The sequence below is a fragment of the Pseudescherichia sp. AS216 genome, from assembly GCF_037152055.1.
Classification (GTDB): Bacteria; Pseudomonadota; Gammaproteobacteria; order Enterobacterales; family Enterobacteriaceae; genus Pseudescherichia.
In genome coordinates this window covers 875,503-894,430 of the sequence record NZ_JBBCMV010000001.1, presented here as the reverse complement: position 1 = coordinate 894,430, position 18,928 = coordinate 875,503, and the positions used below count along the sequence as shown (strand labels likewise).

Here is an 18,928-nt window from a genome sequence, read left to right as displayed (position 1 = left end):
CTACGCCGGGTGGCGGCTGCGCCTTACCCGGCCTACGGTTCGCGCCGTTATAGGCCCGGTAAACGCAGTGCCACCGGGCTTTTTTATGCTGAACTCTTCTTCTTTTTAAATGTCTTTTTGGTGCCGCCGCCCGGCGCAACAATCCCTTTAAACTGGCGAACCGGCGTGCTGCGCGCCTGGTCGATCAGCTGATAGAGCGTGCCCACCAGCGGCTGCATAAAGTCCTGGTAGCGGCACTGCTTCTCGCTGATCTGCGTCAGAACCGACTCCCAGTGGGCGGTCATGTCCGGCCTGGCGGCCATCTCCGGCAGAGAGTGGATCAGCGCTCGTCCCGCATCGGTAGAGAGAATGCTTCGCCCCTTCTTATGCAGAAAACCGCGCTTAAAGAGCAGCTCAATAATTCCGGCGCGGGTTGCTTCCGTTCCCAGGCCATCGGTGGCGCGCAGGATCTTTTTCAGATCCTTATCCTGCACGAAGCGCGCGATCCCGGTCATTGCCGAAAGCAGCGTGGCATCGGTAAAGGGCCGTGGGGGCTGGGTCTGACGCTCAACCACCTCACCTTTTTCACACAACAGCTCATCGCCCTTCGCCACCACCGGCAGCGGCGTGCCGTCGTTCTCTTCATCACGCTCTTTGTTGCCGAGCAGGGTTCGCCACCCGGCCTGCGCCAGAAAACGCGCCTTCGCCAGGAACTTACCGTTGGCGATATCCAGCTCGATCTCGCACTTGCGGAACACCGCATCCGGGCAGAACTGCATCAGATACTGGCGGGCAATCAGGCCATAGACCTTCGCTTCATTGTCATGCAGGTTTACTGTGCTGCTGCGCGCCGTGGGGATAATCGCATGGTGGGCATCGACTTTTTTATCGTCCCAGCAGCGGTTACGCCGATCCGTATCCACCACCGGCTGTGGGAGTAGATCCGGGGCATGGACGCCAATGGCCTTCATCACGGAATGGCGTCCGGCGAAGTGCTCCTCCGGCAGATAGCGGCTGTCAGAGCGCGGATAGGTGATCAGCTTGTGGGTCTCATAAAGCTTCTGGCAGATATCCAGCACGTTCTGCGCGCTTAGCCCGAAACGCTTCGCCGCCTCAATCTGTAACGAAGAGAGCGAGAACGGCAGCGGCGCAGGCTCCGACTCCTGCTTGTCGTTATAGCGCGTGACGTGCGCGGGCTGGCCGGAGATGCGTTTGACCACGTGCTCCGCCAGCGTCCGGTTGAGCAGACGCCCCTCTTCATCCTGATGCGGCTCGCAGGCCTCGCTCGGCTGCCAGAGCGCGGTAAAGCGCTCCTCTTTCGGCGTGACGATATGCGCCTTCACCTCAAAGAAATCTTTGGCGACAAAGTTCTCAATCTCTTCATCGCGGCGCACCACCAGCCCCAGCACCGGCGTCTGGACGCGCCCTACCGAGAGCACCCCCTGGTAGCCCGCGTTGCGCCCCAGCAGCGTCCAGGCGCGGGTCATATTGATGCCGTAAAGCCAGTCGGCCCTTGCCCGCGCCAGCGCCGAGACGCAGAGCGGAATAAATTCGCTGTTGGCGCGCAGGCGACCAATCGCCCGCTCTACCGCCTGCGGGTTGAGATCGTTAATCAAACAGCGCTGGACACGCTGACGCTTCTCCGCCGGGAGTTGGAGATAGTCGAGCACCTCATCCACCAGCAGCTGCCCCTCGCGATCCGGGTCACCGGCGTGAATAATCTCGCTGGCCTCGCCAAGCAGACGCTTGATCACGTTGATCTGCTTGGTGACCGAAGCGCGCGGCTGCAGCTGCCACTTCTCCGGCACGATCGGCAGATCCGCCAGGCTCCAGCGGGCGTAGCGGCTGTCATAGACATCCGGCTGCGCCTGCTCAAGCAGGTGACCGATGCACCAGGTCACCACCTGGCCGTTGCCACACTCGATATAGCCGTCGCCCTTGCGGTGCGGCTTTGGCAGCACGTCGGCAATGGCACGGCCCAGGCTGGGTTTTTCGGCAATAAACAACCGCATTGCTTAAATAATCTCAATCATTGGGCGACCTGCACGGGCAGTCACCAGCTCGCCGATGGCGCTCAGGGAGATATCAAACTCGGCGGCGGTGGCTTTCACCTCATCTTCCGCCTCCGGTGAAACCGCCAGCAGCAGGCCGCCGGAGGTTTGCGGATCGCAGAGCAGATCCCGCCATGCCTGCGGCATCGTGCCCATCAGGTGGCCGTAGCTGGCAAAGTTGCGCTGCGTACCGCCCGGTACCGCGCCCCTGGCAATATACTCTTCTACACCGGGCAGCTTGGGCACCGCCTCATAGCGGACCTGCGCCTGAACGCCTGCCCCCTGGCACACTTCGCTCAGATGACCGAGCAGGCCAAAGCCGGTGACGTCGGTCATGGCTTTCACCCCTGGGATGTTCGCAAAGGCTGCGCCAGCGATGTTCATCTGGCACATGACGTCCCGCGCCAGCCCCTGGTGCTCCGGTTGCAGCAGCGATTTTTTCTCGGCGGTGGTCAGAACGCCGATCCCCAGCGGTTTGGTCAGGAACAGTTTGCACCCGGCCTCGGCGGTGCTGTTTTTCTTCACTCGCGCGGTCGGCACAACGCCGGTGACCGCCAGGCCAAAAATCGGCTCCGGGGCGTCAATGGAGTGGCCCCCGGCCAGCGCAATCCCCGCCTGCTGGCAGGCAAAGCGTCCGCCCTCGATCACCTCCCGGGCGATCTCTGGCGGCAGCGTGGCGATCGGCCAGCCGAGGATCGCAATCGCCATGATCGGCTTGCCGCCCATGGCAAAGATATCGCTAATGGCGTTGGTGGCGGCGATGCGGCCAAAGTCGAAGGGATTATCCACGATCGGCATAAAGAAATCGGTCGTGCTGATGACGCAGGTCCCGTTGCCGAGATCGTACACCGCCGCGTCATCCCGCGTCTCATTGCCTACCAGCAGGTTAGGATCGACAAATTTCGCCTGCTCGCTGTGCAGAATGGTCTCCAGCACCTTTGGCGAAATTTTGCATCCGCAGCCTGCCCCGTGGCTGTACTGTGTTAAACGAATAGCCTGCTCGCTCATGGACATCTCCTGTCAATACGATTCCTGACTCATTAATAGCGCTATGGTAGCGCTTAGAAATAGCGGACGAAAGGGGATGTGTCCGGGATACTCACCGTGGTAGCGGCTTTCAGCTGCGGCGTGCCAAGGTAGAGGAAGCCCACGATCTGATCCTGCTCGCGGCACGCCAGCGCTTCGCGCACCACCGGGCTGTCGGTCAACGGCCCGCTGCGCCAGATGCCGTTAAAGCCCTGCGCCTGTGCCGCCATCTGCATCGCCATCACCGCGCAACCTGCGGAAAGCAGTTGCTCCCAGTGCGGCACTTTCGGATGTGCTTCACAGTGCGCAACCACCGCAATGATGAGCGGAGCACGAAACGGCGCGCTGCGGGCCTTGTCGATACCTTTCTCATCCTGTCCGGCCTCGGTGGCCGCCCGGGTCAGCAGCTGGCTAAAGCGCTCGCGCCCTTCCCCCTCTACGATGAAAAAGCGCCACGGCTGTAACGTACCGTGGTCCGGCGCACGCATGCCGGCACGCAAAATGTTTTCCAGCATCTCGCCTGCCGGTGCAGGTTCAGCCAGCCGGGAGGCGCTACGACGGTTAACGAGCAGTTCAAGTGCGTCCATTAGTTAACTCCTGTCATCAAATTTGGGCATAAAATTAACATGCGCGGGAACTTTGTTACAGCGTCGACGGTGATTCCTGCTGACAAGAGGCCGTCGGGTAATTAGGATAACCGCACATTCCCGCACGGGGTGCGGTGGTTGTTAAACAGGTTAGGGAGAAGACATGCGAACCCTTTGGCGGATTATTGCCGGATTCTTTAAATGGACGTGGCGAGCGCTCAATTTTGTGCGCGAACTGGTGTTCAACATTTTTTTCATCTTGTTGATTCTGGTGGGCGTCGGCATCTGGATGCAGCTGAGCTCCGGCCCGGCTGAGCATACCAGCCGGGGAGCATTGCTGATGGATATCACCGGCGTGGTGGTGGACAAACCCTCCAGCAGCAGCAAGCTCAGCGCGCTGGGTCGCCAGCTGTTTGGCGCGAGCTCAGACCGCCTGCAGGAGAACTCTCTGTTTGATATCGTGGAGACCATCCGCCAGGCGCAGGCCGACCGCAATATTACCGGCATTGTCCTCGATCTGAAAAACTTTGCCGGGGCCGATCAGCCCTCAATGCAGTACATCGGCAAAGCGCTGAAGGCGTTCCGCGACAGCGGTAAGCCGGTCTACGCCGTCGGGGATAACTACAGCCAGGGGCAGTACTACCTTGCCAGCTTTGCCAATAAAGTGTGGCTCTCACCGCAGGGCGTGGTGGATCTGCATGGCTTTGCCACCAACGGTCTCTACTACAAGTCTCTGCTCGACAAGCTGAAGGTCTCGACTCACGTTTTCCGCGTCGGCACCTATAAGTCCGCCGTTGAGCCGTTTATCCGTGACGATATGTCCCCTGCCGCGCGGGAAGCAGACAGCCGCTGGATTGGCGAGCTGTGGCAGAACTATCTCGGCACGATTGCCGCTAACCGTCAAATCACCCCGCAGCAGGTCTTCCCTGGCGCGCAGGGCGTGCTTGATGGCCTGAGCAAGGTCGGCGGCGATACTGCCAAATACGCGCTGGACAACAAGCTGGTGGATACGCTGGGCAGCAGCGCCGATGCTGAAAAAGTGCTGGTCAAACAGTTTGGCTGGAGCGATGTGGATAAAAACTATCGCGCCATCAGCATGTATGACTATCCGCTGAAAAAACCGAGCGAGGTGGGCAGCAGCGTTGCGGTGATCTTTGCCAACGGCGCCATCATGGACGGTGAAGAGACGGCGGGCAACGTCGGCGGTGACACCACCGCCGCGCAGATCCGCGACGCCCGCATCGATCCTAATGTTAAAGCCATCGTGCTGCGGGTTAACAGCCCTGGCGGCAGCGTCAGCGCCTCGGAAGTGATCCGCGCAGAACTGGCCGCAGCGAAAGCGGCGGGCAAACCGGTGGTGGTCTCCATGGGCGGTATGGCCGCATCGGGCGGCTACTGGATCTCTACCCCGGCCAACTACATCGTGGCTAACCCCAGCACACTTACCGGCTCCATCGGTATCTTCGGGGTGATCAACACCGTTGAGAAGAGCCTTGATGAGCTAGGCGTCCACACCGACGGCGTGGCGACCTCTCCGCTGGCGGATGTCTCGGTCACTAAAGCCCTGCCGCCGCAGGTGCAGCAGCTGATGCAGCTGAGCATCGAGAACGGCTACCAGCGCTTTATCTCTCTGGTCGCCCAGGCGCGTAAGTCAACGCCGGAGCAGGTAGATAAGATTGCTCAGGGGCACGTCTGGACCGGCGAGGATGCGAAAAACAACGGTCTGGTGGATGCGCTGGGTGACTTTGACGATGCCGTGGCGAAGGCCGCCGAGCTGGCGAAGCTGAAGCAGTGGCACATCGAGTACTACCAGGATGAGCCGACCTTCCTGGCCCGCCTGATGGACGGTTTCTCCGGTGAGATCCGCGCCATGCTGCCGCAAGCCTTGCAGGCCTATCTGCCTGCCCCGCTGGCCGCGGCGGCAGATACGGTAAAAGCTGAGACCGACAAGCTGGCGGTATTTAACGATCCGCAAAGCCGCTACGCGTTTTGCCTGACCTGCGCCAACATTAAATAACCCATCTCCCCCCGTCATCGGGGGGATTTTCTTTGCGGTACAAGAACTGACAACCATGCAAAAAAAATCAATTTACGTCGCCTACACCGGCGGGACCATCGGTATGCAGCGCTCAGAGCAGGGCTACATTCCGGTCTCTGGTCATCTGCAACGCCAGCTGGCGCTGATGCCCGAGTTCCATCGCCCGGAGATGCCGGATTTTACTATCCATGAATACGATCCGCTGATGGACTCGTCGGATATGACCCCGGAAGACTGGCAGCATATCGCAGACGATATCAAGGCTAACTACGATCGCTACGACGGCTTTGTTATTCTTCATGGCACCGACACCATGGCCTTCACCGCCTCGGCGCTGTCCTTCATGCTGGAGAATCTTGGCAAGCCGGTAATTGTGACAGGGTCACAAATCCCCCTCGCCGAGCTGCGTTCCGACGGGCAGATTAACCTGCTTAATGCCCTCTACGTGGCGGCGAACTTCCCGATTAACGAAGTGACGCTGTTCTTCAACAACCGTCTTTTTCGCGGCAACCGTACCACGAAAGCCCACGCGGACGGCTTTAACGCCTTCGACTCCCCTAACCTGCAGCCGCTGCTGGAGGCGGGGATCCATATTCGCCGCCTCGGCAACCCTGGCGCGCCAGGCTGCAATGGCGAGCTGATCGTTCACCGTATCACCCCGCAGCCCATTGGCGTGGTCACGATCTATCCAGGGATTTCGGCCGACGTAGTGCGCAACTTCCTGCGCCAGCCGGTGAAGGCGCTGATCCTGCGCTCCTACGGCGTAGGCAACGCGCCGCAGAACGGCGAGTTTCTCAGGGAGCTGGAGGCAGCGAGCGCGCGCGGCATTGTGGTGGTGAATCTTACCCAGTGCATGTCCGGCAAGGTCAATATGGGCGGCTACGCCACCGGCAACGCTCTGGCGCATGCGGGGGTCATTGGCGGCGCGGACATGACGGTTGAAGCGACCCTGACTAAGCTACACTGGCTGTTGAGCCAGGATCTGGATGCGGACGCCATTCGTCAGGCGATGGCCCAGAACCTGCGCGGTGAGCTAACCCCCGACGAATAAGGAGCCTGTGATGACGCAACGAGCACTCTTGCTGGTGGATATACAGAACGATTTTTGCGCCGGTGGGGCGCTGGCGGTGCCGGAGGGCGATAGCATAGTAGACGTGGCTAACGCGCTGATCGACTGGTGTAAAGCCCGTGGCGAGGCGGTGGTAGCCAGTCAGGACTGGCATCCGGCCGATCACGGCAGCTTCGCCAGCCAGCACGGCGTAGAGCCCTATACTCAGGGAACGCTGGATAATCTGCCCCAAACGTTCTGGCCAGATCACTGCATACAGGGAAGCGAAGGGGCTGAACTGCATCCTCTGCTTCAGCAAAAAGCCATTGACGAGATCTTTCACAAGGGTGAAAACCGGGTCATCGACAGCTACAGCGCTTTTTTCGACAACGGTCATAAGCAGAAAACCGGCCTGGACGCCTGGCTACGCATGCGCGGCGTCACCGAGCTTATCGTGCTGGGTCTGGCGACGGACTACTGCGTGAAGTTTACCGTGCTGGATGCACTGCAGCTGGGCTATCAGGTCAACCTGATTACCGACGGCTGCCGGGGAGTCAATATCGGCAAGCAGGATAGCGCCCAGGCGTTTATGGACATGGCGTCAGAGGGCGCGACGCTCTATACGCTGGCGGATTGGGTAGAGACGCACGCATAACTAACGCCCGGTAACGCTACGCTTACCGGGCCTACACATTCTACCTACCTACTTGAATGTCGCGATCGGTTTGGGCGTGATGCCAAACTCCTCTTTCAGCTGCTGTTTACTCTTCATCACCATCTGACCGTTGGTATCGATGGTCATATGCTGCGCATCAGTGTTGTGACGCGCCTGCCAAAGCATTACCAGCTGTATGCTGTTCTCTTTTTGTTCCGGGGTTAGCGCCACGCCATCGGGCCATTTTCCGGTCTCTACTGCGGTCGCCAAACGCTGATACACCTCAGGCGTCATGCTGGCCACAAGCTCATTAATTTCCATCGTTCACCTGCTTTGGTGGAATAATTTGCTGAATCGATTCTCTAGCCCTTGATCTGCTCGCCATCGGCCTCATCGTTGAAGCTCAGAGAGGCGGAATTGACGCAGAAACGCTCCCCTGTTGGCTTCGGGCCATCAGGGAAAACATGGCCCAAATGGGCGTCACAATTGCCACAGCGGATCTCAATTCGCTGCATGCCATGTGAGTAATCGTTGAGATAACGGATCGCATTTTCACTTACCGGCTCGTAGAAGCTCGGCCAGCCGCAGCCGGAGTCATATTTACTCTGGGAGTTGAACAGCGCAGCATCGCACACCAGGCAGTGATAAACGCCTTCGCGCTTGTTATGCAACAGCTTACCGCTAAACGGTGGCTCTGTACCGTGATTTTGCGTCACATAAAACTGCATTTCAGTAAGGCTGTTTTTCAGGTCATCCTGAGAGGATTCATTAGCCATATGCTTGCTTCTCGCTATAGGTTCATTTACATCTTTTGTCTGATTCTAACAAAACATTAACAGTGGCGTCCTGACTTTTGTTCTAAACTTAGGCGGTGCGAAAATGTAGCGGAGGAATTGTGATCTATTTCACGTTTTTATCCTGCATGCCCTTTAAAATCCACGCCGGCGGCCCCATACGGGTTGTAGCTGATTGGAATAGTGAGACGACATCGCCGCGCAAAGGTTATGCACAGGATTGATTTGTCGCAATGATTGACACGATTCCGCTTGACGCTGCGTAAGGTTTTTGTAATTTTACAGCCAACCTTTTATTCACTAACAAATAGCTGGTGGAATATATGACTATCAAAGTAGGTATCAACGGTTTTGGCCGTATCGGTCGCATTGTTTTCCGTGCTGCTCAGGAACGTTCTGACATCGAAATCGTTGGTATCAACGATCTGTTAGACGCTGACTACATGGCGTACATGCTGAAGTATGACTCAACTCACGGTCGTTTCAACGGCACCGTTGAAGTCAAAGACGGCCATCTGGTTGTTAACGGCAAAACCATCCGTGTTACCGCTGAAAAAGACCCGGCTAACCTGAAATGGGACGAAATCGGCGTTGACGTTGTTGCTGAAGCTACCGGTATCTTCCTGACCGACGAAACTGCTCGTAAGCACATCACTGCTGGCGCGAAAAAAGTAGTGCTGACCGGTCCGTCTAAAGACAACACCCCGATGTTTGTTAAAGGCGCTAACTTTGACAAATACGAAGGCCAGGACATCGTTTCTAACGCATCCTGCACCACCAACTGCCTGGCACCGCTGGCGAAAGTGATCAACGACAACTTCGGCATCATCGAAGGCCTGATGACTACCGTTCATGCGACTACCGCTACTCAGAAAACCGTTGATGGCCCGTCTCACAAAGACTGGCGCGGCGGCCGTGGCGCGTCCCAGAACATCATCCCGTCCTCTACCGGTGCTGCTAAAGCAGTAGGTAAAGTACTGCCAGAACTGAACGGCAAACTGACTGGTATGGCGTTCCGCGTTCCGACTCCGAACGTATCCGTTGTTGACCTGACCGTACGTCTGGAAAAAGCAGCGTCTTACGAAGAGATCAAGAAAGCCATCAAAGCCGCTTCTGAAGGCGACATGAAAGGCGTTCTGGGTTACACCGAAGACGACGTTGTTTCTACCGACTTCAACGGCGAAATTTGCACTTCTGTGTTCGATGCCAAAGCAGGTATCGCACTGAACGACAACTTCGTTAAACTGGTCTCCTGGTACGACAACGAAACCGGCTACTCTAACAAAGTACTGGACCTGATTGCTCACATCTCCAAATAAGATGTGACACTCAACTTAAGAGCGACTTCGGTCGCTCTTTTTTTTGGCTTAAGACAGAGGATTGAGAAACGAATATGATTAATAAAATTTTTGCTCTTCCGGTAGTCGAAAACATTACCCCGGTTATTTCCCGCCGCCAGCTGGACGAGCTGGAGTTGATTGTCATCAATCACCCGCAGGTGAAAGCCTCTTTTGCCCTGCAAGGCGCGCATCTGCTGTCCTTTAAACCGGCAGGCGAAGAGGAGGTGCTGTGGCTGAGCGACAATACGCCGTTCAAAAATGGCGTGGCGCTGCGCGGTGGCGTTCCGGTGTGCTGGCCGTGGTTTGGCCCGGCGCAGCAGCAGGGGCTGCCCGCTCACGGTATTGCCCGCATCCTGCCATGGACGCTGACAGCCCATAATGAAGATGAGAACGGCGTGGTGCTGACCTTTGAACTGCAAAGCAGCGACGCGACCCGTGAACAGTGGCCGCACGATTTCACTCTCTTTGCCCGCTTTAAGCTCTGCCAGACCTGTGAGATTGAGCTGGAAGCCCACGGCGAGTTTGAAACCACCTCCGCCCTGCATACCTACTTTAACGTGGGCGACATCAGCGCGGTGAAGGTCAGCGGGCTGGGCGATCGCTTTATCGATAAGGTAAATAACGCGCAGGAAGATGTCCTGGCCGACGGCGTGCAGACTTTCCCGGACCGTACCGATCGTGTTTATCTGAACCCGGAAGCGTGCAGCGTGATCCACGATGGCGCGCTGAATCGCACTATCGACGTGATCCATCACCATCACAGCAACGTGGTGGGCTGGAACCCAGGCCCTGCGCTCTCTGTCAGCATGACCGACATGCCGGACGACGGTTATAAGACCTTCGTGTGCGTAGAGACTGCCTGCGTGACCGTTCCGCAGAAAACGACTGAAGAGAAACCGTCCCGCCTGGCGCAAACCATTCGCGTCAGCAAGCGTTAATCATTAAAAACGCTATGCCCTCTCACCCAGAGAGGGCAGTTTTCCCTAGACCATATCCAGCGGCGTTTTGTGCCCCGGTGCCGGAAAGGCACGATCGAGCTGGTTCAGCTCATCTTCGCTCAGGTTTACCTCAAGCGCGGCAGCGTTCTCCTTCACATGCGTAACGCTGGCAGCCTTCGGGATCGCCATCACGCCTTGATGACTAATAACCCACGCCAGTAGCACCTGTGCGGCGCTTACGCCATGCCCATGCGCGATCTCCCGAACGGTGGCGTTTTCCAGCAGGCCATCGCGCAGACGTCCGGCCTGGGCCAGCGGACAGTAGGCCATCACCGGCAGAGAGTGCTGCTGGCACCAGGGCAGCAGATCGAACTCAATGCCACGGGAAGCGAGATGATACAGCACCTGATTGGTGGCGCAGGCTTGACCGCCTTCAACGCGCCACAGTGCCTGCATATCGTCATAGTCCAGATTGGAAACGCCCCAGCGACGAATTTTGCCCTGGCGGATCAGGGTCTCCATCGCCTCTACCGTTTCGGCCAGAGAGTAGTTCCCCCGCCAGTGCAGCAGATAGAGATCGAGACAGTCGGTGCCGAGACGGCGCAGGCTGGCTTCACAGGCGGCAATCGCCTTTTGGCTTCCCGCATTCCACGGGTAGACTTTCGACACCAAAAACACCTCGTCGCGCCTGCCCATAATAGCTTCACCTACCACCACCTCTGCGCCACCGTCAGCATACATTTCAGCAGTGTCGATAAGGGTCAGGCCGAGGTCGAGCCCCGCCCGAAGCGCTGCCACCTCGTTTTGTCGCTGACGGGGATTTTCACCCATATACCACGTGCCTTGGCCGATAGCGGCCAGCGGCTGTCCGTCGACAAACTGCACACGTTTTTCTGCCATGGTTTTCTCCTGTGTTGATTCTCCTGACGTAAAAACAAACAGGGCGCAAGCGCCCTGTTTAAATTCACCATCATCTGAGTATAAACATCAGAAGCTGTAAGTCACCCCGGTAGAGAAGACGCCGGCCCAGGACTTATCAACCATCGGGCTGTCTTTGATCTCATCACCCAGACGGGTATAGCGGCCCAGGCCATATACACTCCAGCTATCGTTCAGCTGGTAGCTGGCGCTCAGCTCCAGGTAAGGACTCCAGTCGCTGTCCGGATCGTAAGTACGCAGACCGCTGCTACGAGACTCATGGCCCGAGACGCCGTAGTAGTATTCGTTCTGGTTTTCGCTGCTCCACTCGGCACCAATCCCCGGTGTCAATGTCAGACCGCCGTTGGTATAGCGGTAGAGCCAGGCCAGATCCCAGGTGATACCATTGCTGTTATCAAGCGTGTCGCCCGCCAGCGAGGTGCGTAAAAAACCGTACTGGGTGTTATGCACATAGGAGAGACCCGCCATCAGCGTAGATTTACGCTTATCGAGCTGGCGCAGCTGCCAGTCATCGCTATCTTTCGGCCGGAAGTGGAACGGATTGTAGTAAGCGGTGACAGAGAGCTTATCGCTCTCATCATTCCAGAGATAGTAGCCGCCGCCCAGGCCATGGAACCAGAAGTTTTCGCCTTCGTAGTTGATCACCGGAACGGGGGCGACATCGCGATCGTAATCTTTATAAGGCGTCTCAAGCACACCAACACCCGCGCCAATCGACCAGGGGCCCGCTGCGTTTGCCGTTGCGGCACATGATGCGATAAATACACCAAGCGCCAGAAATTTGAGTTTGGTCACAATCCTTTCCTTCCTGTAGTCAAATAATCAGCGGGAGCAGTGTAACCGCCCGCCTCCGTCATCCCAAATTTTTTCGCTGATTATTATATAACTGAACGCAACAGCATGCTTTTTTAGCATGACAACCTGCTTACGGATAGATGACAGAGAGATGAATCGCCTGCCCCCCCTTTATCTATAAAGAAAATAAATACAGATGAGTTATTGATATGTCATTGAAATTAGATTCGCGTCCAATGCAAGTTTTGCAAATGCCATCTACGCTTAATTTTAAGAAGGTGTATCGCGGGCGCGTTAACTGCTGGCGTTCACAACCTGGCATAAGGGTTGCTGCATTCCGGTGCTGAAGTAGAGCTAGCGTCGTTCAGCTTATCTCTTCCGGGAGCCTCCACTATTCATATGAACGGCTCTTTTCTTGTGCTAAAACGAAAGGACGGCATGCCATGAATATATTCGATCACTATCGCCAGCGTTATGAAGCTGCCAAGGACGAAGAGTTCACCCTGCAGGAGTTTCTCACCATTTGCCGCCAGGATCGCAGCGCCTATGCAAACGCGGCAGAACGGCTACTTATGGCTATCGGCGAGCCCGTGATGGTAGATACTGCTCTGGAGCCCAGGCTTTCCCGTCTATTTTCGAATCGGGTTGTCGCACGTTATCCAGCGTTTGAAGAGTTTTATGGCATGGAAGATGCCATTGAGCAGATTGTTTCCTATCTGAAACATGCCGCACAGGGGCTGGAAGAGAAGAAGCAGATCCTTTACCTGCTGGGGCCGGTCGGCGGCGGTAAATCCTCGCTTGCTGAACGTCTGAAATCTCTGATGCAGCGCGTGCCTATCTACGTGCTGAGCGCCAACGGCGAGCGTAGCCCGGTTAACGATCACCCTCTGTGCCTGTTCAACCCGCAGGAAGATGCGCAGATCCTTGAGAAAGAGTATGGCGTTCCGCGCCGCTATCTCGGCACGATTATGTCCCCGTGGGCGGCTAAGCGCCTGCATGAGTTCGGCGGCGATATCACTAAGTTCCGCGTTGTGAAGGTATGGCCCTCTATTCTGGAACAGATCGCCATTGCGAAAACCGAGCCCGGCGATGAGAACAACCAGGATATCTCCGCGCTGGTGGGTAAAGTCGATATCCGTAAACTGGAAAACCACGCCCAGAACGATCCCGACGCCTACGGCTACTCCGGCGCGCTGTGCCGCGCCAACCAGGGCGTTATGGAGTTCGTCGAGATGTTTAAAGCGCCTATTAAGGTGCTGCACCCGCTGCTGACGGCCACCCAGGAGGGGAACTATAACGGTACGGAGGGGATCTCCGCCCTGCCGTTCAACGGCATTATCCTGGCACACTCGAACGAATCCGAGTGGGTGACGTTCCGTAACAACAAGAACAACGAAGCCTTCCTTGACCGCGTTTACATTGTGAAGGTGCCCTACTGCCTGCGCATCTCGGAAGAGATTAAAATTTACGAGAAGCTGCTTAACCACAGCGAGCTGACGCATGCCCCTTGCGCGCCGGGAACCCTGGAGACGCTTTCACGCTTCTCTATTCTCTCGCGCCTGAAAGAGCCGGAAAACTCCAGCATCTACTCTAAAATGCGCGTCTATGACGGCGAGAGCCTGAAAGACACCGATCCGAAAGCGAAGTCGTATCAGGAGTACCGGGACTACGCCGGGGTAGATGAAGGGATGAACGGCCTGTCGACGCGCTTTGCGTTTAAAATCCTCTCTCGGGTCTTTAACTTTGACCACGCAGAGGTTGCGGCCAACCCGGTACACCTCTTCTACGTGCTGGAGCAGCAGATTGAGCGCGAGCAGTTCCCACAGGAGCAGGCCGAACGCTATCTTGAGTTCCTGAAAGGCTACCTGATCCCGAAATATGCCGAATTTATCGGCAAAGAGATCCAGACTGCCTACCTGGAATCCTACTCTGAATACGGTCAGAACATTTTTGACCGCTACGTGACCTATGCGGACTTCTGGATCCAGGATCAGGAGTATCGCGATCCGGATACCGGTCAGCTGTTTGACCGTGAATCCCTGAACGCCGAACTGGAAAAAATCGAGAAGCCTGCCGGGATCAGTAACCCGAAAGACTTCCGCAACGAGATCGTCAACTTTGTGCTGCGCGCCCGCGCCAATAACAGCGGTCGCAATCCGAACTGGACCAGCTACGAAAAACTGCGCACGGTTATCGAGAAGAAAATGTTCTCGAACACCGAAGAGCTGCTGCCGGTGATTTCGTTCAACGCTAAAACCTCTACGGATGAGCAGAAGAAACACGACGATTTTGTCGACCGGATGATGGAGAAAGGTTACACCCGCAAACAGGTGCGTTTGCTGTGCGAATGGTATCTGCGCGTTCGTAAATCGTCCTGATAGCCCGGAGCCCGGCGGCGCGTTGCTTGCCGGGCCTACTAAAGATGCGAACCGTAGGCCGGATAAGTGCAGCGCATCCGGCTTTACGCCGCAGCATAGAGTTGGCAAATGCAGTACGGGGGGCTTATGACCTGGTTCATCGACCGGCGTCTTAACGGCAAAAACAAGAGCACGGTTAACCGCCAGCGTTTCTTGCGCCGTTATAAATCGCAAATCAAGCAGTCGATCTCTGAGGCGATCAACAAGCGCTCGGTGACCGACGTAGAGAGCGGCGAGTCCGTCTCTATTCCTTCAGAAGATATCAGCGAACCGATGTTCCACCAGGGACGTGGTGGCCTGCGCAACCGCGTACATCCGGGGAACGATCACTTTGTGCAGAATGACCGCATCGAACGTCCGCAAGGTGGCGGCGGCGGAGGCAGCGGCCAGGGTCAGGCCAGCCAGGACGGCGAAGGCCAGGACGAATTTGTCTTTCAGATCTCAAAAGATGAGTATCTTGACCTGCTGTTTGAAGATCTAGCCCTGCCGAACCTGAAAAAAAATCAGCATCGGCAGCTTAACGAGTACAAAACGCACCGCTCGGGCTACACCTCTAACGGGGTGCCAGCCAACATCAGCGTGGTACGCTCGCTGCAAAACTCGCTGGCACGCCGGACGGCGATGACGGCGGGTAAACGGCGCGAGCTGCGGGCGCTGGAAGAGGATCTCACCACCGTTGCGAAGAGCGAGCCGGCACAGCTGCTGGAAGAGGAGCGGCTGCGCAAGGAGATTGCCGAGCTGCGGGCGAAGATTGAACGTGTGCCTTTTATCGACACCTTTGACCTGCGTTACAAGAACTATGAGAAACGACCAGAGCCCTCAAGTCAGGCGGTAATGTTCTGCCTGATGGACGTCTCCGGCTCGATGGATCAGGCCACCAAGGATATGGCCAAGCGTTTCTATATTCTGCTCTATCTCTTCCTGAGCAGAACCTATAAGAACGTAGAGGTAGTCTATATCCGCCACCACACGCAGGCTAAGGAGGTCGATGAGCATGAGTTCTTCTACTCACAGGAAACCGGTGGGACGATTGTCTCCAGCGCGCTGAAGCTGATGGATGAGGTGGTTAAGGCGCGCTACGATCCGGCGCAGTGGAACATCTATGCGGCGCAGGCGTCGGATGGCGATAACTGGGCCGATGATTCACCGCTGTGTCATGAGATTCTGGCGAAGAAAATATTGCCGGTGGTGCGCTACTACAGCTATATCGAAATCACCCGTCGGGCGCATCAGACCCTGTGGCGTGAGTATGAGCATCTGCAGGCGACGTTTGAGAACTTTGCTATGCAGCATATTCGCGATCAGGAGGATATCTACCCGGTGTTCCGGGAACTGTTCCACAAACAAACGTCCGATTCGCATAGTTAATATATATAAATCAGCCAGTTAACCTCAATTTTCTGGCTGTTTTTTTGTGTTTTTAGTTGCCAAAATATTGCTATTAGATCAGTTAGTTACGCGGAGTTTTGGGGAAAGAATTTTACTAATATGGCAACGATCGCCGTCATGGGGTGTCGGGGGTCGGAGGTTCAAATCCTCTCGTGCCGACCAAATAATCCCAGAAAAACCAGCCTCTTACGGCTGGTTTTTTTATGCCTTAAATTCGGCTGGGGTACTGTTGGGGTAAAATGGGGGTAAAACCCCCGTTAAATTACCTTACAGCACCGGGCAGTCGTCGTCCCTTCTTACAGCATTTATCAGCGCGATTACCACACCGATAACCGTCACGCCGTCCAGCGCCACACCCTCTATCGCTTCACCTTCTTCCAGCACCAGCGCACCATTCATCCAGCTGACAGACTAGTTAAAATGTCCGCCGACTAAGTCATACTCTTTTTATCAACGAGTGGGGCTCTTCAAAGAAAAAAATCATTTAATTTGTTAAAATTTTCTGTACAGGTTTCGTTTTTTTGTATAACTTTCGCGAACCATCATTCGATGACATTTTAATCACTCTTTTAAGAGATACTTACTATGCGCCAGAATAGCTTTAAACCTGACTCTGCGGGAGACATTGCCTGTTATTTTGCCGAAGCGCAGCTTTACTCGCAGCAGGAAACGCTGGGGCAAATCGTTAAAGAAATCATGCGCAGCGGCAGCGACCTTAGTCGTAAAACCATTTGCGCAAAGCTTGCATGCCGTCTGGAGCAGGCCAGTAATGCAGAAGATGAACAACGCTTCCGCATTTTGATTGACCTGCTGTCTGGCAGCCCTGAAGGTCTCTAAGTCGCTTAACAGCCCTTTTAGCTGCCGCTGGCCCTGCTTATGCAGGGCCTGATTATTCTTATTGGTAAGCATGATTACTCTTTTTTCGCATGCTGAATTATCCAGTACAATCGGCAAATCTGAATACTGCGTTCTGTAAAGTGGTGAGAGCATTTCACGCTTCGTCTTACAAACCTGCAGGCCCCCCATGCATGGCAAAATACTTTACAGCACCGGGCAATCGTCGCCCCGTTCCAATGCATTTATCAGCGCGATAACCGGTCCGATAACCGTCACGTCGTCCAGCGCCTCACCCTCTATCGCCTCGCCTTCTTCCGTTATCAGCGCATCGCCCATCCAGCGGGCGAACTGGTTGTAGCCGTCGACGTTCACCAGCAGCACAATGCCTGGGTCTGGCCGCTTCGACTTATCAATCACCGCCCAGCCACTCGACGTCTCTATCAGCAGAGTATTGCCGTTTATGTTAAACAGCTGGTTGAGGCATAACGGTTGCAGTACGTAGTCCTGCGCCGGAGATGGAAAGCCCATTAGAGGATCCTCCCCATGCCGATCATGAAATAGCACCGGTCATCACCCTCATGCGGGGTATAGTCCCGGAAATAAGTCTGGTACCGCGCTATCCACCGGTTCGCCTGCTCAGGCGACCAGTGATGATGCCGCGTCGCCAGCTGCTGCACAAAATCAGCAGTTGTTACGACAAATCCTCGTTTGGGATCTGGTTTAACGGCTGCGGTGAACGCCGCGCCAATGTCTGAATATTTAGCCACTCTGTGCCCCTCCATGTTAAATACTGTATATATGAACAGTAGTTTCAAAGAGGGGTCAGATCAAGACGGTGCGGCCTATTGATTTTCAGCGCTGGACTGATCCATTAGTTTCTTAATCATTTCCTTTAACTCAGATACTTCATTCCGAAGCTCTGTATTTTCATCATTCATGATACGGTAAAGCGCCTTTATGGCTGCGCCATTCAGTGCCGCACCTGCTTTGCCGGGGTCAATGCTTTTCATGCCCTCAACTACCAGCAGCTCATTATTATCACCACGACAGCGGTAACCCGGTAGCGCCTCAGATATTTCAGCAGTATTCACCGCATCTGGCAGATATTGCTCCAGATCCTGGGCGAGATAGCCCACGCTGCGTTCGCCAGTCACCCAGCCACCCTCTCCGTCGGGACGGTCCCGCATTTTGAAGGTGACGTGTCTCAGATTCAGCACAGCATTCAGGGCGAAATCTGGATCGATATCATTGATATCCTCTTTAATGCGCTCATCAGATCCCGTCTGCCATCCGCCAGGAGCATAGCCAACTCCCGTGTAAGCCAGATGAAAAACAGATATTTCCGCAGTGTTCGTGCTGTTAACCGTGCGGAATCGGAAACCACCGGATCCGCCGCCCCGGTTGTTTTGCAAAATCGCAGCACCGTCACCATATTCGTTCCAGCCAAAATAATGTCCCTGAGCCGAGGGCGTAGGTGAAGAGCCTGCGATAAAGCCTGGCGACGATACCGCCGTGGTAATGTTGCCGCCGCTTTTTCCGTCTACTGAGTTAAGCTGTTTATCGCTGATACCCAGATTACTGCGGGCACCGGCAGCTGTTGTCGACCCGGTACCACCCTGGTTAACGGGTACGCCGCCAGAAGCGTCTTTCTGAGCGAGAGACTTTTGCGCGGGCACGGTTACAGCCACACCGTTAATAGTGATAGTTACATTTCCCGTGCCGGTCATGACGTCGGCAAACCCGCCCATGTAGCGCTGATACATGCCAAACGTCTCAGCAATATCCAGCGCCAGGCCATCAACGCTTAACGAATCGCTGAGCAGGATCGCGTAACGCGTGCCTGCCGGGATTGCCGGGTTAACAGCGGGCGACACTGCCAGCTGCGTGGCGCTGGTAACGCCGGTGATCTGGAATGCCTGTGGCGGGCTGGTCAACACGATTACAGTACAACCGTTGCGGATAAGTGTGCCCGCTGCGGTGAAATTGGTGCCGGTACCAGTGAGTGTGCTGCCGCTGCCAGCGATCGTGCCAGTGGTGTAAATCATGTGTTCTCCGGACATAAAAAAACCCGCACGCAGCGGGTTCAGGATGAAAT

The 18,928-nt window shown here is 55.9% G+C and carries 18 protein-coding genes; 9 read left to right on the top strand and 9 right to left on the bottom strand.

Going from position 1 to position 18,928, the window contains the following annotated elements; translation table 11 throughout:
• Nucleotides 1–83 precede the first annotated feature (83 nt).
• The 3 genes from WFN61_RS04415 to WFN61_RS04405 are packed head-to-tail and all read right to left on the bottom strand — an operon-like array spanning nt 84 to nt 3,643.
• Nucleotides 84–1,991 (bottom strand): DNA topoisomerase III, encoded by a 1,908-nt coding sequence (locus WFN61_RS04415; protein WP_312274899.1) that lies wholly within the window; start codon nt 1,989–1,991, stop codon nt 84–86.
• A 3-nt stretch (nt 1,992–1,994) separates the two neighbouring features.
• A complete protein-coding gene (gene selD / locus WFN61_RS04410) occupies nt 1,995–3,038 on the bottom strand; it encodes a selenide, water dikinase SelD (RefSeq protein ID WP_144812175.1) in 1,044 nt (347 codons plus the stop codon).
• Between the two features lie 53 nt (nt 3,039–3,091).
• Nucleotides 3,092–3,643: an NAD(P)H nitroreductase gene (locus WFN61_RS04405; RefSeq protein WP_337037880.1), complete on the bottom strand. Its 552-nt coding sequence runs from the start codon at nt 3,641–3,643 to the stop codon at nt 3,092–3,094.
• Nucleotides 3,644–3,806: 163 nt separating this feature from the next.
• On the opposite strand from WFN61_RS04405, the gene sppA reads away from it, so the two are divergent.
• From sppA to pncA, 3 genes are read left to right on the top strand one after another with little or no spacing between them, the layout of a single operon-like run.
• Nucleotides 3,807–5,660 carry a signal peptide peptidase SppA gene (gene sppA / locus WFN61_RS04400; RefSeq protein WP_222890253.1) on the top strand — a complete coding sequence of 618 codons (1,854 nt, stop codon included), beginning with the start codon at nt 3,807–3,809 and terminating at the stop codon, nt 5,658–5,660.
• A gap of 55 nt (nt 5,661–5,715) precedes the next feature.
• A complete protein-coding gene (gene ansA / locus WFN61_RS04395; RefSeq protein WP_238084433.1) occupies nt 5,716–6,732 on the top strand; it encodes an asparaginase in 1,017 nt (338 codons plus the stop codon).
• 10 nt (nt 6,733–6,742) lie between these two features.
• Nucleotides 6,743–7,384, top strand: coding sequence for a bifunctional nicotinamidase/pyrazinamidase (pncA, locus tag WFN61_RS04390; protein ID WP_337037879.1), 642 nt, complete (start codon nt 6,743–6,745; stop codon nt 7,382–7,384).
• Nucleotides 7,385–7,432: 48 nt separating this feature from the next.
• Here pncA and WFN61_RS04385 read toward each other — a convergent pair whose 3' ends face one another.
• Both WFN61_RS04385 and msrB read right to left on the bottom strand, forming a co-directional pair.
• Complete coding sequence (locus tag WFN61_RS04385; protein WP_312177406.1) at nt 7,433–7,705, bottom strand: YeaC family protein; 273 nt, start codon at nt 7,703–7,705, stop codon at nt 7,433–7,435.
• Between the two features lie 41 nt (nt 7,706–7,746).
• Complete coding sequence (gene msrB, locus WFN61_RS04380) at nt 7,747–8,160, bottom strand: peptide-methionine (R)-S-oxide reductase MsrB (RefSeq protein WP_144812193.1); 414 nt, start codon at nt 8,158–8,160, stop codon at nt 7,747–7,749.
• A gap of 341 nt (nt 8,161–8,501) precedes the next feature.
• Between msrB and gapA the strand changes: the two genes are divergently transcribed.
• Together gapA and WFN61_RS04370 are read left to right on the top strand one after the other, a co-directional pair.
• Nucleotides 8,502–9,497: a glyceraldehyde-3-phosphate dehydrogenase gene (gene gapA, locus WFN61_RS04375; RefSeq protein ID WP_042392940.1), complete on the top strand. Its 996-nt coding sequence runs from the start codon at nt 8,502–8,504 to the stop codon at nt 9,495–9,497.
• Between the two features lie 74 nt (nt 9,498–9,571).
• Nucleotides 9,572–10,456 carry a D-hexose-6-phosphate mutarotase gene (locus WFN61_RS04370; RefSeq protein ID WP_337037875.1) on the top strand — a complete coding sequence of 295 codons (885 nt, stop codon included), beginning with the start codon at nt 9,572–9,574 and terminating at the stop codon, nt 10,454–10,456.
• 45 nt (nt 10,457–10,501) lie between these two features.
• On the opposite strand, the gene WFN61_RS04365 is transcribed toward WFN61_RS04370, so the two are convergent.
• The gene (locus WFN61_RS04365) at nt 10,502–11,356 is read right to left on the bottom strand and encodes an aldo/keto reductase (protein WP_312273082.1); all 855 of its coding nucleotides are present in this window, start codon (nt 11,354–11,356) and stop codon (nt 10,502–10,504) included.
• 87 nt (nt 11,357–11,443) lie between these two features.
• Nucleotides 11,444–12,190 carry a MipA/OmpV family protein gene (locus WFN61_RS04360; RefSeq protein ID WP_144812203.1) on the bottom strand — a complete coding sequence of 249 codons (747 nt, stop codon included), beginning with the start codon at nt 12,188–12,190 and terminating at the stop codon, nt 11,444–11,446.
• Nucleotides 12,191–12,633: 443 nt separating this feature from the next.
• On the opposite strand from WFN61_RS04360, the gene yeaG reads away from it, so the two are divergent.
• From yeaG to ycgZ, 3 genes are all read left to right on the top strand, one after another.
• Entirely contained in the window at nt 12,634–14,568 is a 1,935-nt protein-coding gene (gene yeaG, locus WFN61_RS04355) for a protein kinase YeaG (protein WP_144812206.1), read from the top strand.
• Nucleotides 14,569–14,694: 126 nt separating this feature from the next.
• Nucleotides 14,695–15,975 carry a YeaH/YhbH family protein gene (locus WFN61_RS04350; protein ID WP_144812209.1) on the top strand — a complete coding sequence of 427 codons (1,281 nt, stop codon included), beginning with the start codon at nt 14,695–14,697 and terminating at the stop codon, nt 15,973–15,975.
• Nucleotides 15,976–16,581: 606 nt separating this feature from the next.
• Complete coding sequence (gene ycgZ, locus WFN61_RS04345) at nt 16,582–16,833, top strand: regulatory protein YcgZ (protein WP_144817392.1); 252 nt, start codon at nt 16,582–16,584, stop codon at nt 16,831–16,833.
• 204 nt (nt 16,834–17,037) lie between these two features.
• Here the strand turns inward: ycgZ and WFN61_RS04340 are convergent, their stop codons facing one another.
• The gene (locus WFN61_RS04340; protein ID WP_337037871.1) at nt 17,038–17,361 is read right to left on the bottom strand and encodes a hypothetical protein; all 324 of its coding nucleotides are present in this window, start codon (nt 17,359–17,361) and stop codon (nt 17,038–17,040) included.
• Here WFN61_RS04340 and WFN61_RS04335 point away from each other — a divergent pair.
• Nucleotides 17,349–17,588, top strand: coding sequence for a hypothetical protein (locus WFN61_RS04335; protein ID WP_144817390.1), 240 nt, complete (start codon nt 17,349–17,351; stop codon nt 17,586–17,588). The two genes, WFN61_RS04340 and WFN61_RS04335, sit on opposite strands and share 13 nt — an antisense overlap.
• An 87-nt stretch (nt 17,589–17,675) precedes the next feature.
• Here the strand turns inward: WFN61_RS04335 and WFN61_RS04330 are convergent, their stop codons facing one another.
• Complete coding sequence (locus tag WFN61_RS04330) at nt 17,676–18,878, bottom strand: tail fiber domain-containing protein (protein WP_337037869.1); 1,203 nt, start codon at nt 18,876–18,878, stop codon at nt 17,676–17,678.
• Nucleotides 18,879–18,928: the final 50 nt, after the last annotated feature.

What these genes read in the sequence shown, in the direction of transcription:
- msrB (WP_144812193.1), bottom strand. Translation starts at nt 8,160, where the DNA reads ATGGCTAATGAATCCTCTCAGGATGACCTGAAAAACAGCCTTACTGAA.
- pncA (WP_337037879.1), top strand. Translation starts at nt 6,743, where the DNA reads ATGACGCAACGAGCACTCTTGCTGGTGGATATACAGAACGATTTTTGC.
- WFN61_RS04365 (WP_312273082.1), bottom strand. Translation starts at nt 11,356, where the DNA reads ATGGCAGAAAAACGTGTGCAGTTTGTCGACGGACAGCCGCTGGCCGCT.
- WFN61_RS04370 (WP_337037875.1), top strand. Translation starts at nt 9,572, where the DNA reads ATGATTAATAAAATTTTTGCTCTTCCGGTAGTCGAAAACATTACCCCG.
- WFN61_RS04415 (WP_312274899.1), bottom strand. Translation starts at nt 1,991, where the DNA reads ATGCGGTTGTTTATTGCCGAAAAACCCAGCCTGGGCCGTGCCATTGCC.
- WFN61_RS04405 (WP_337037880.1), bottom strand. Translation starts at nt 3,643, where the DNA reads ATGGACGCACTTGAACTGCTCGTTAACCGTCGTAGCGCCTCCCGGCTG.
- WFN61_RS04335 (WP_144817390.1), top strand. Translation starts at nt 17,349, where the DNA reads ATGGAAAGCCCATTAGAGGATCCTCCCCATGCCGATCATGAAATAGCA.
- sppA (WP_222890253.1), top strand. Translation starts at nt 3,807, where the DNA reads ATGCGAACCCTTTGGCGGATTATTGCCGGATTCTTTAAATGGACGTGG.
- WFN61_RS04330 (WP_337037869.1), bottom strand. Translation starts at nt 18,878, where the DNA reads ATGATTTACACCACTGGCACGATCGCTGGCAGCGGCAGCACACTCACT.
- WFN61_RS04350 (WP_144812209.1), top strand. Translation starts at nt 14,695, where the DNA reads ATGACCTGGTTCATCGACCGGCGTCTTAACGGCAAAAACAAGAGCACG.
- ansA (WP_238084433.1), top strand. Translation starts at nt 5,716, where the DNA reads ATGCAAAAAAAATCAATTTACGTCGCCTACACCGGCGGGACCATCGGT.
- selD (WP_144812175.1), bottom strand. Translation starts at nt 3,038, where the DNA reads ATGAGCGAGCAGGCTATTCGTTTAACACAGTACAGCCACGGGGCAGGC.
- WFN61_RS04340 (WP_337037871.1), bottom strand. Translation starts at nt 17,361, where the DNA reads ATGGGCTTTCCATCTCCGGCGCAGGACTACGTACTGCAACCGTTATGC.
- WFN61_RS04385 (WP_312177406.1), bottom strand. Translation starts at nt 7,705, where the DNA reads ATGGAAATTAATGAGCTTGTGGCCAGCATGACGCCTGAGGTGTATCAG.
- ycgZ (WP_144817392.1), top strand. Translation starts at nt 16,582, where the DNA reads ATGCGCCAGAATAGCTTTAAACCTGACTCTGCGGGAGACATTGCCTGT.
- yeaG (WP_144812206.1), top strand. Translation starts at nt 12,634, where the DNA reads ATGAATATATTCGATCACTATCGCCAGCGTTATGAAGCTGCCAAGGAC.
- gapA (WP_042392940.1), top strand. Translation starts at nt 8,502, where the DNA reads ATGACTATCAAAGTAGGTATCAACGGTTTTGGCCGTATCGGTCGCATT.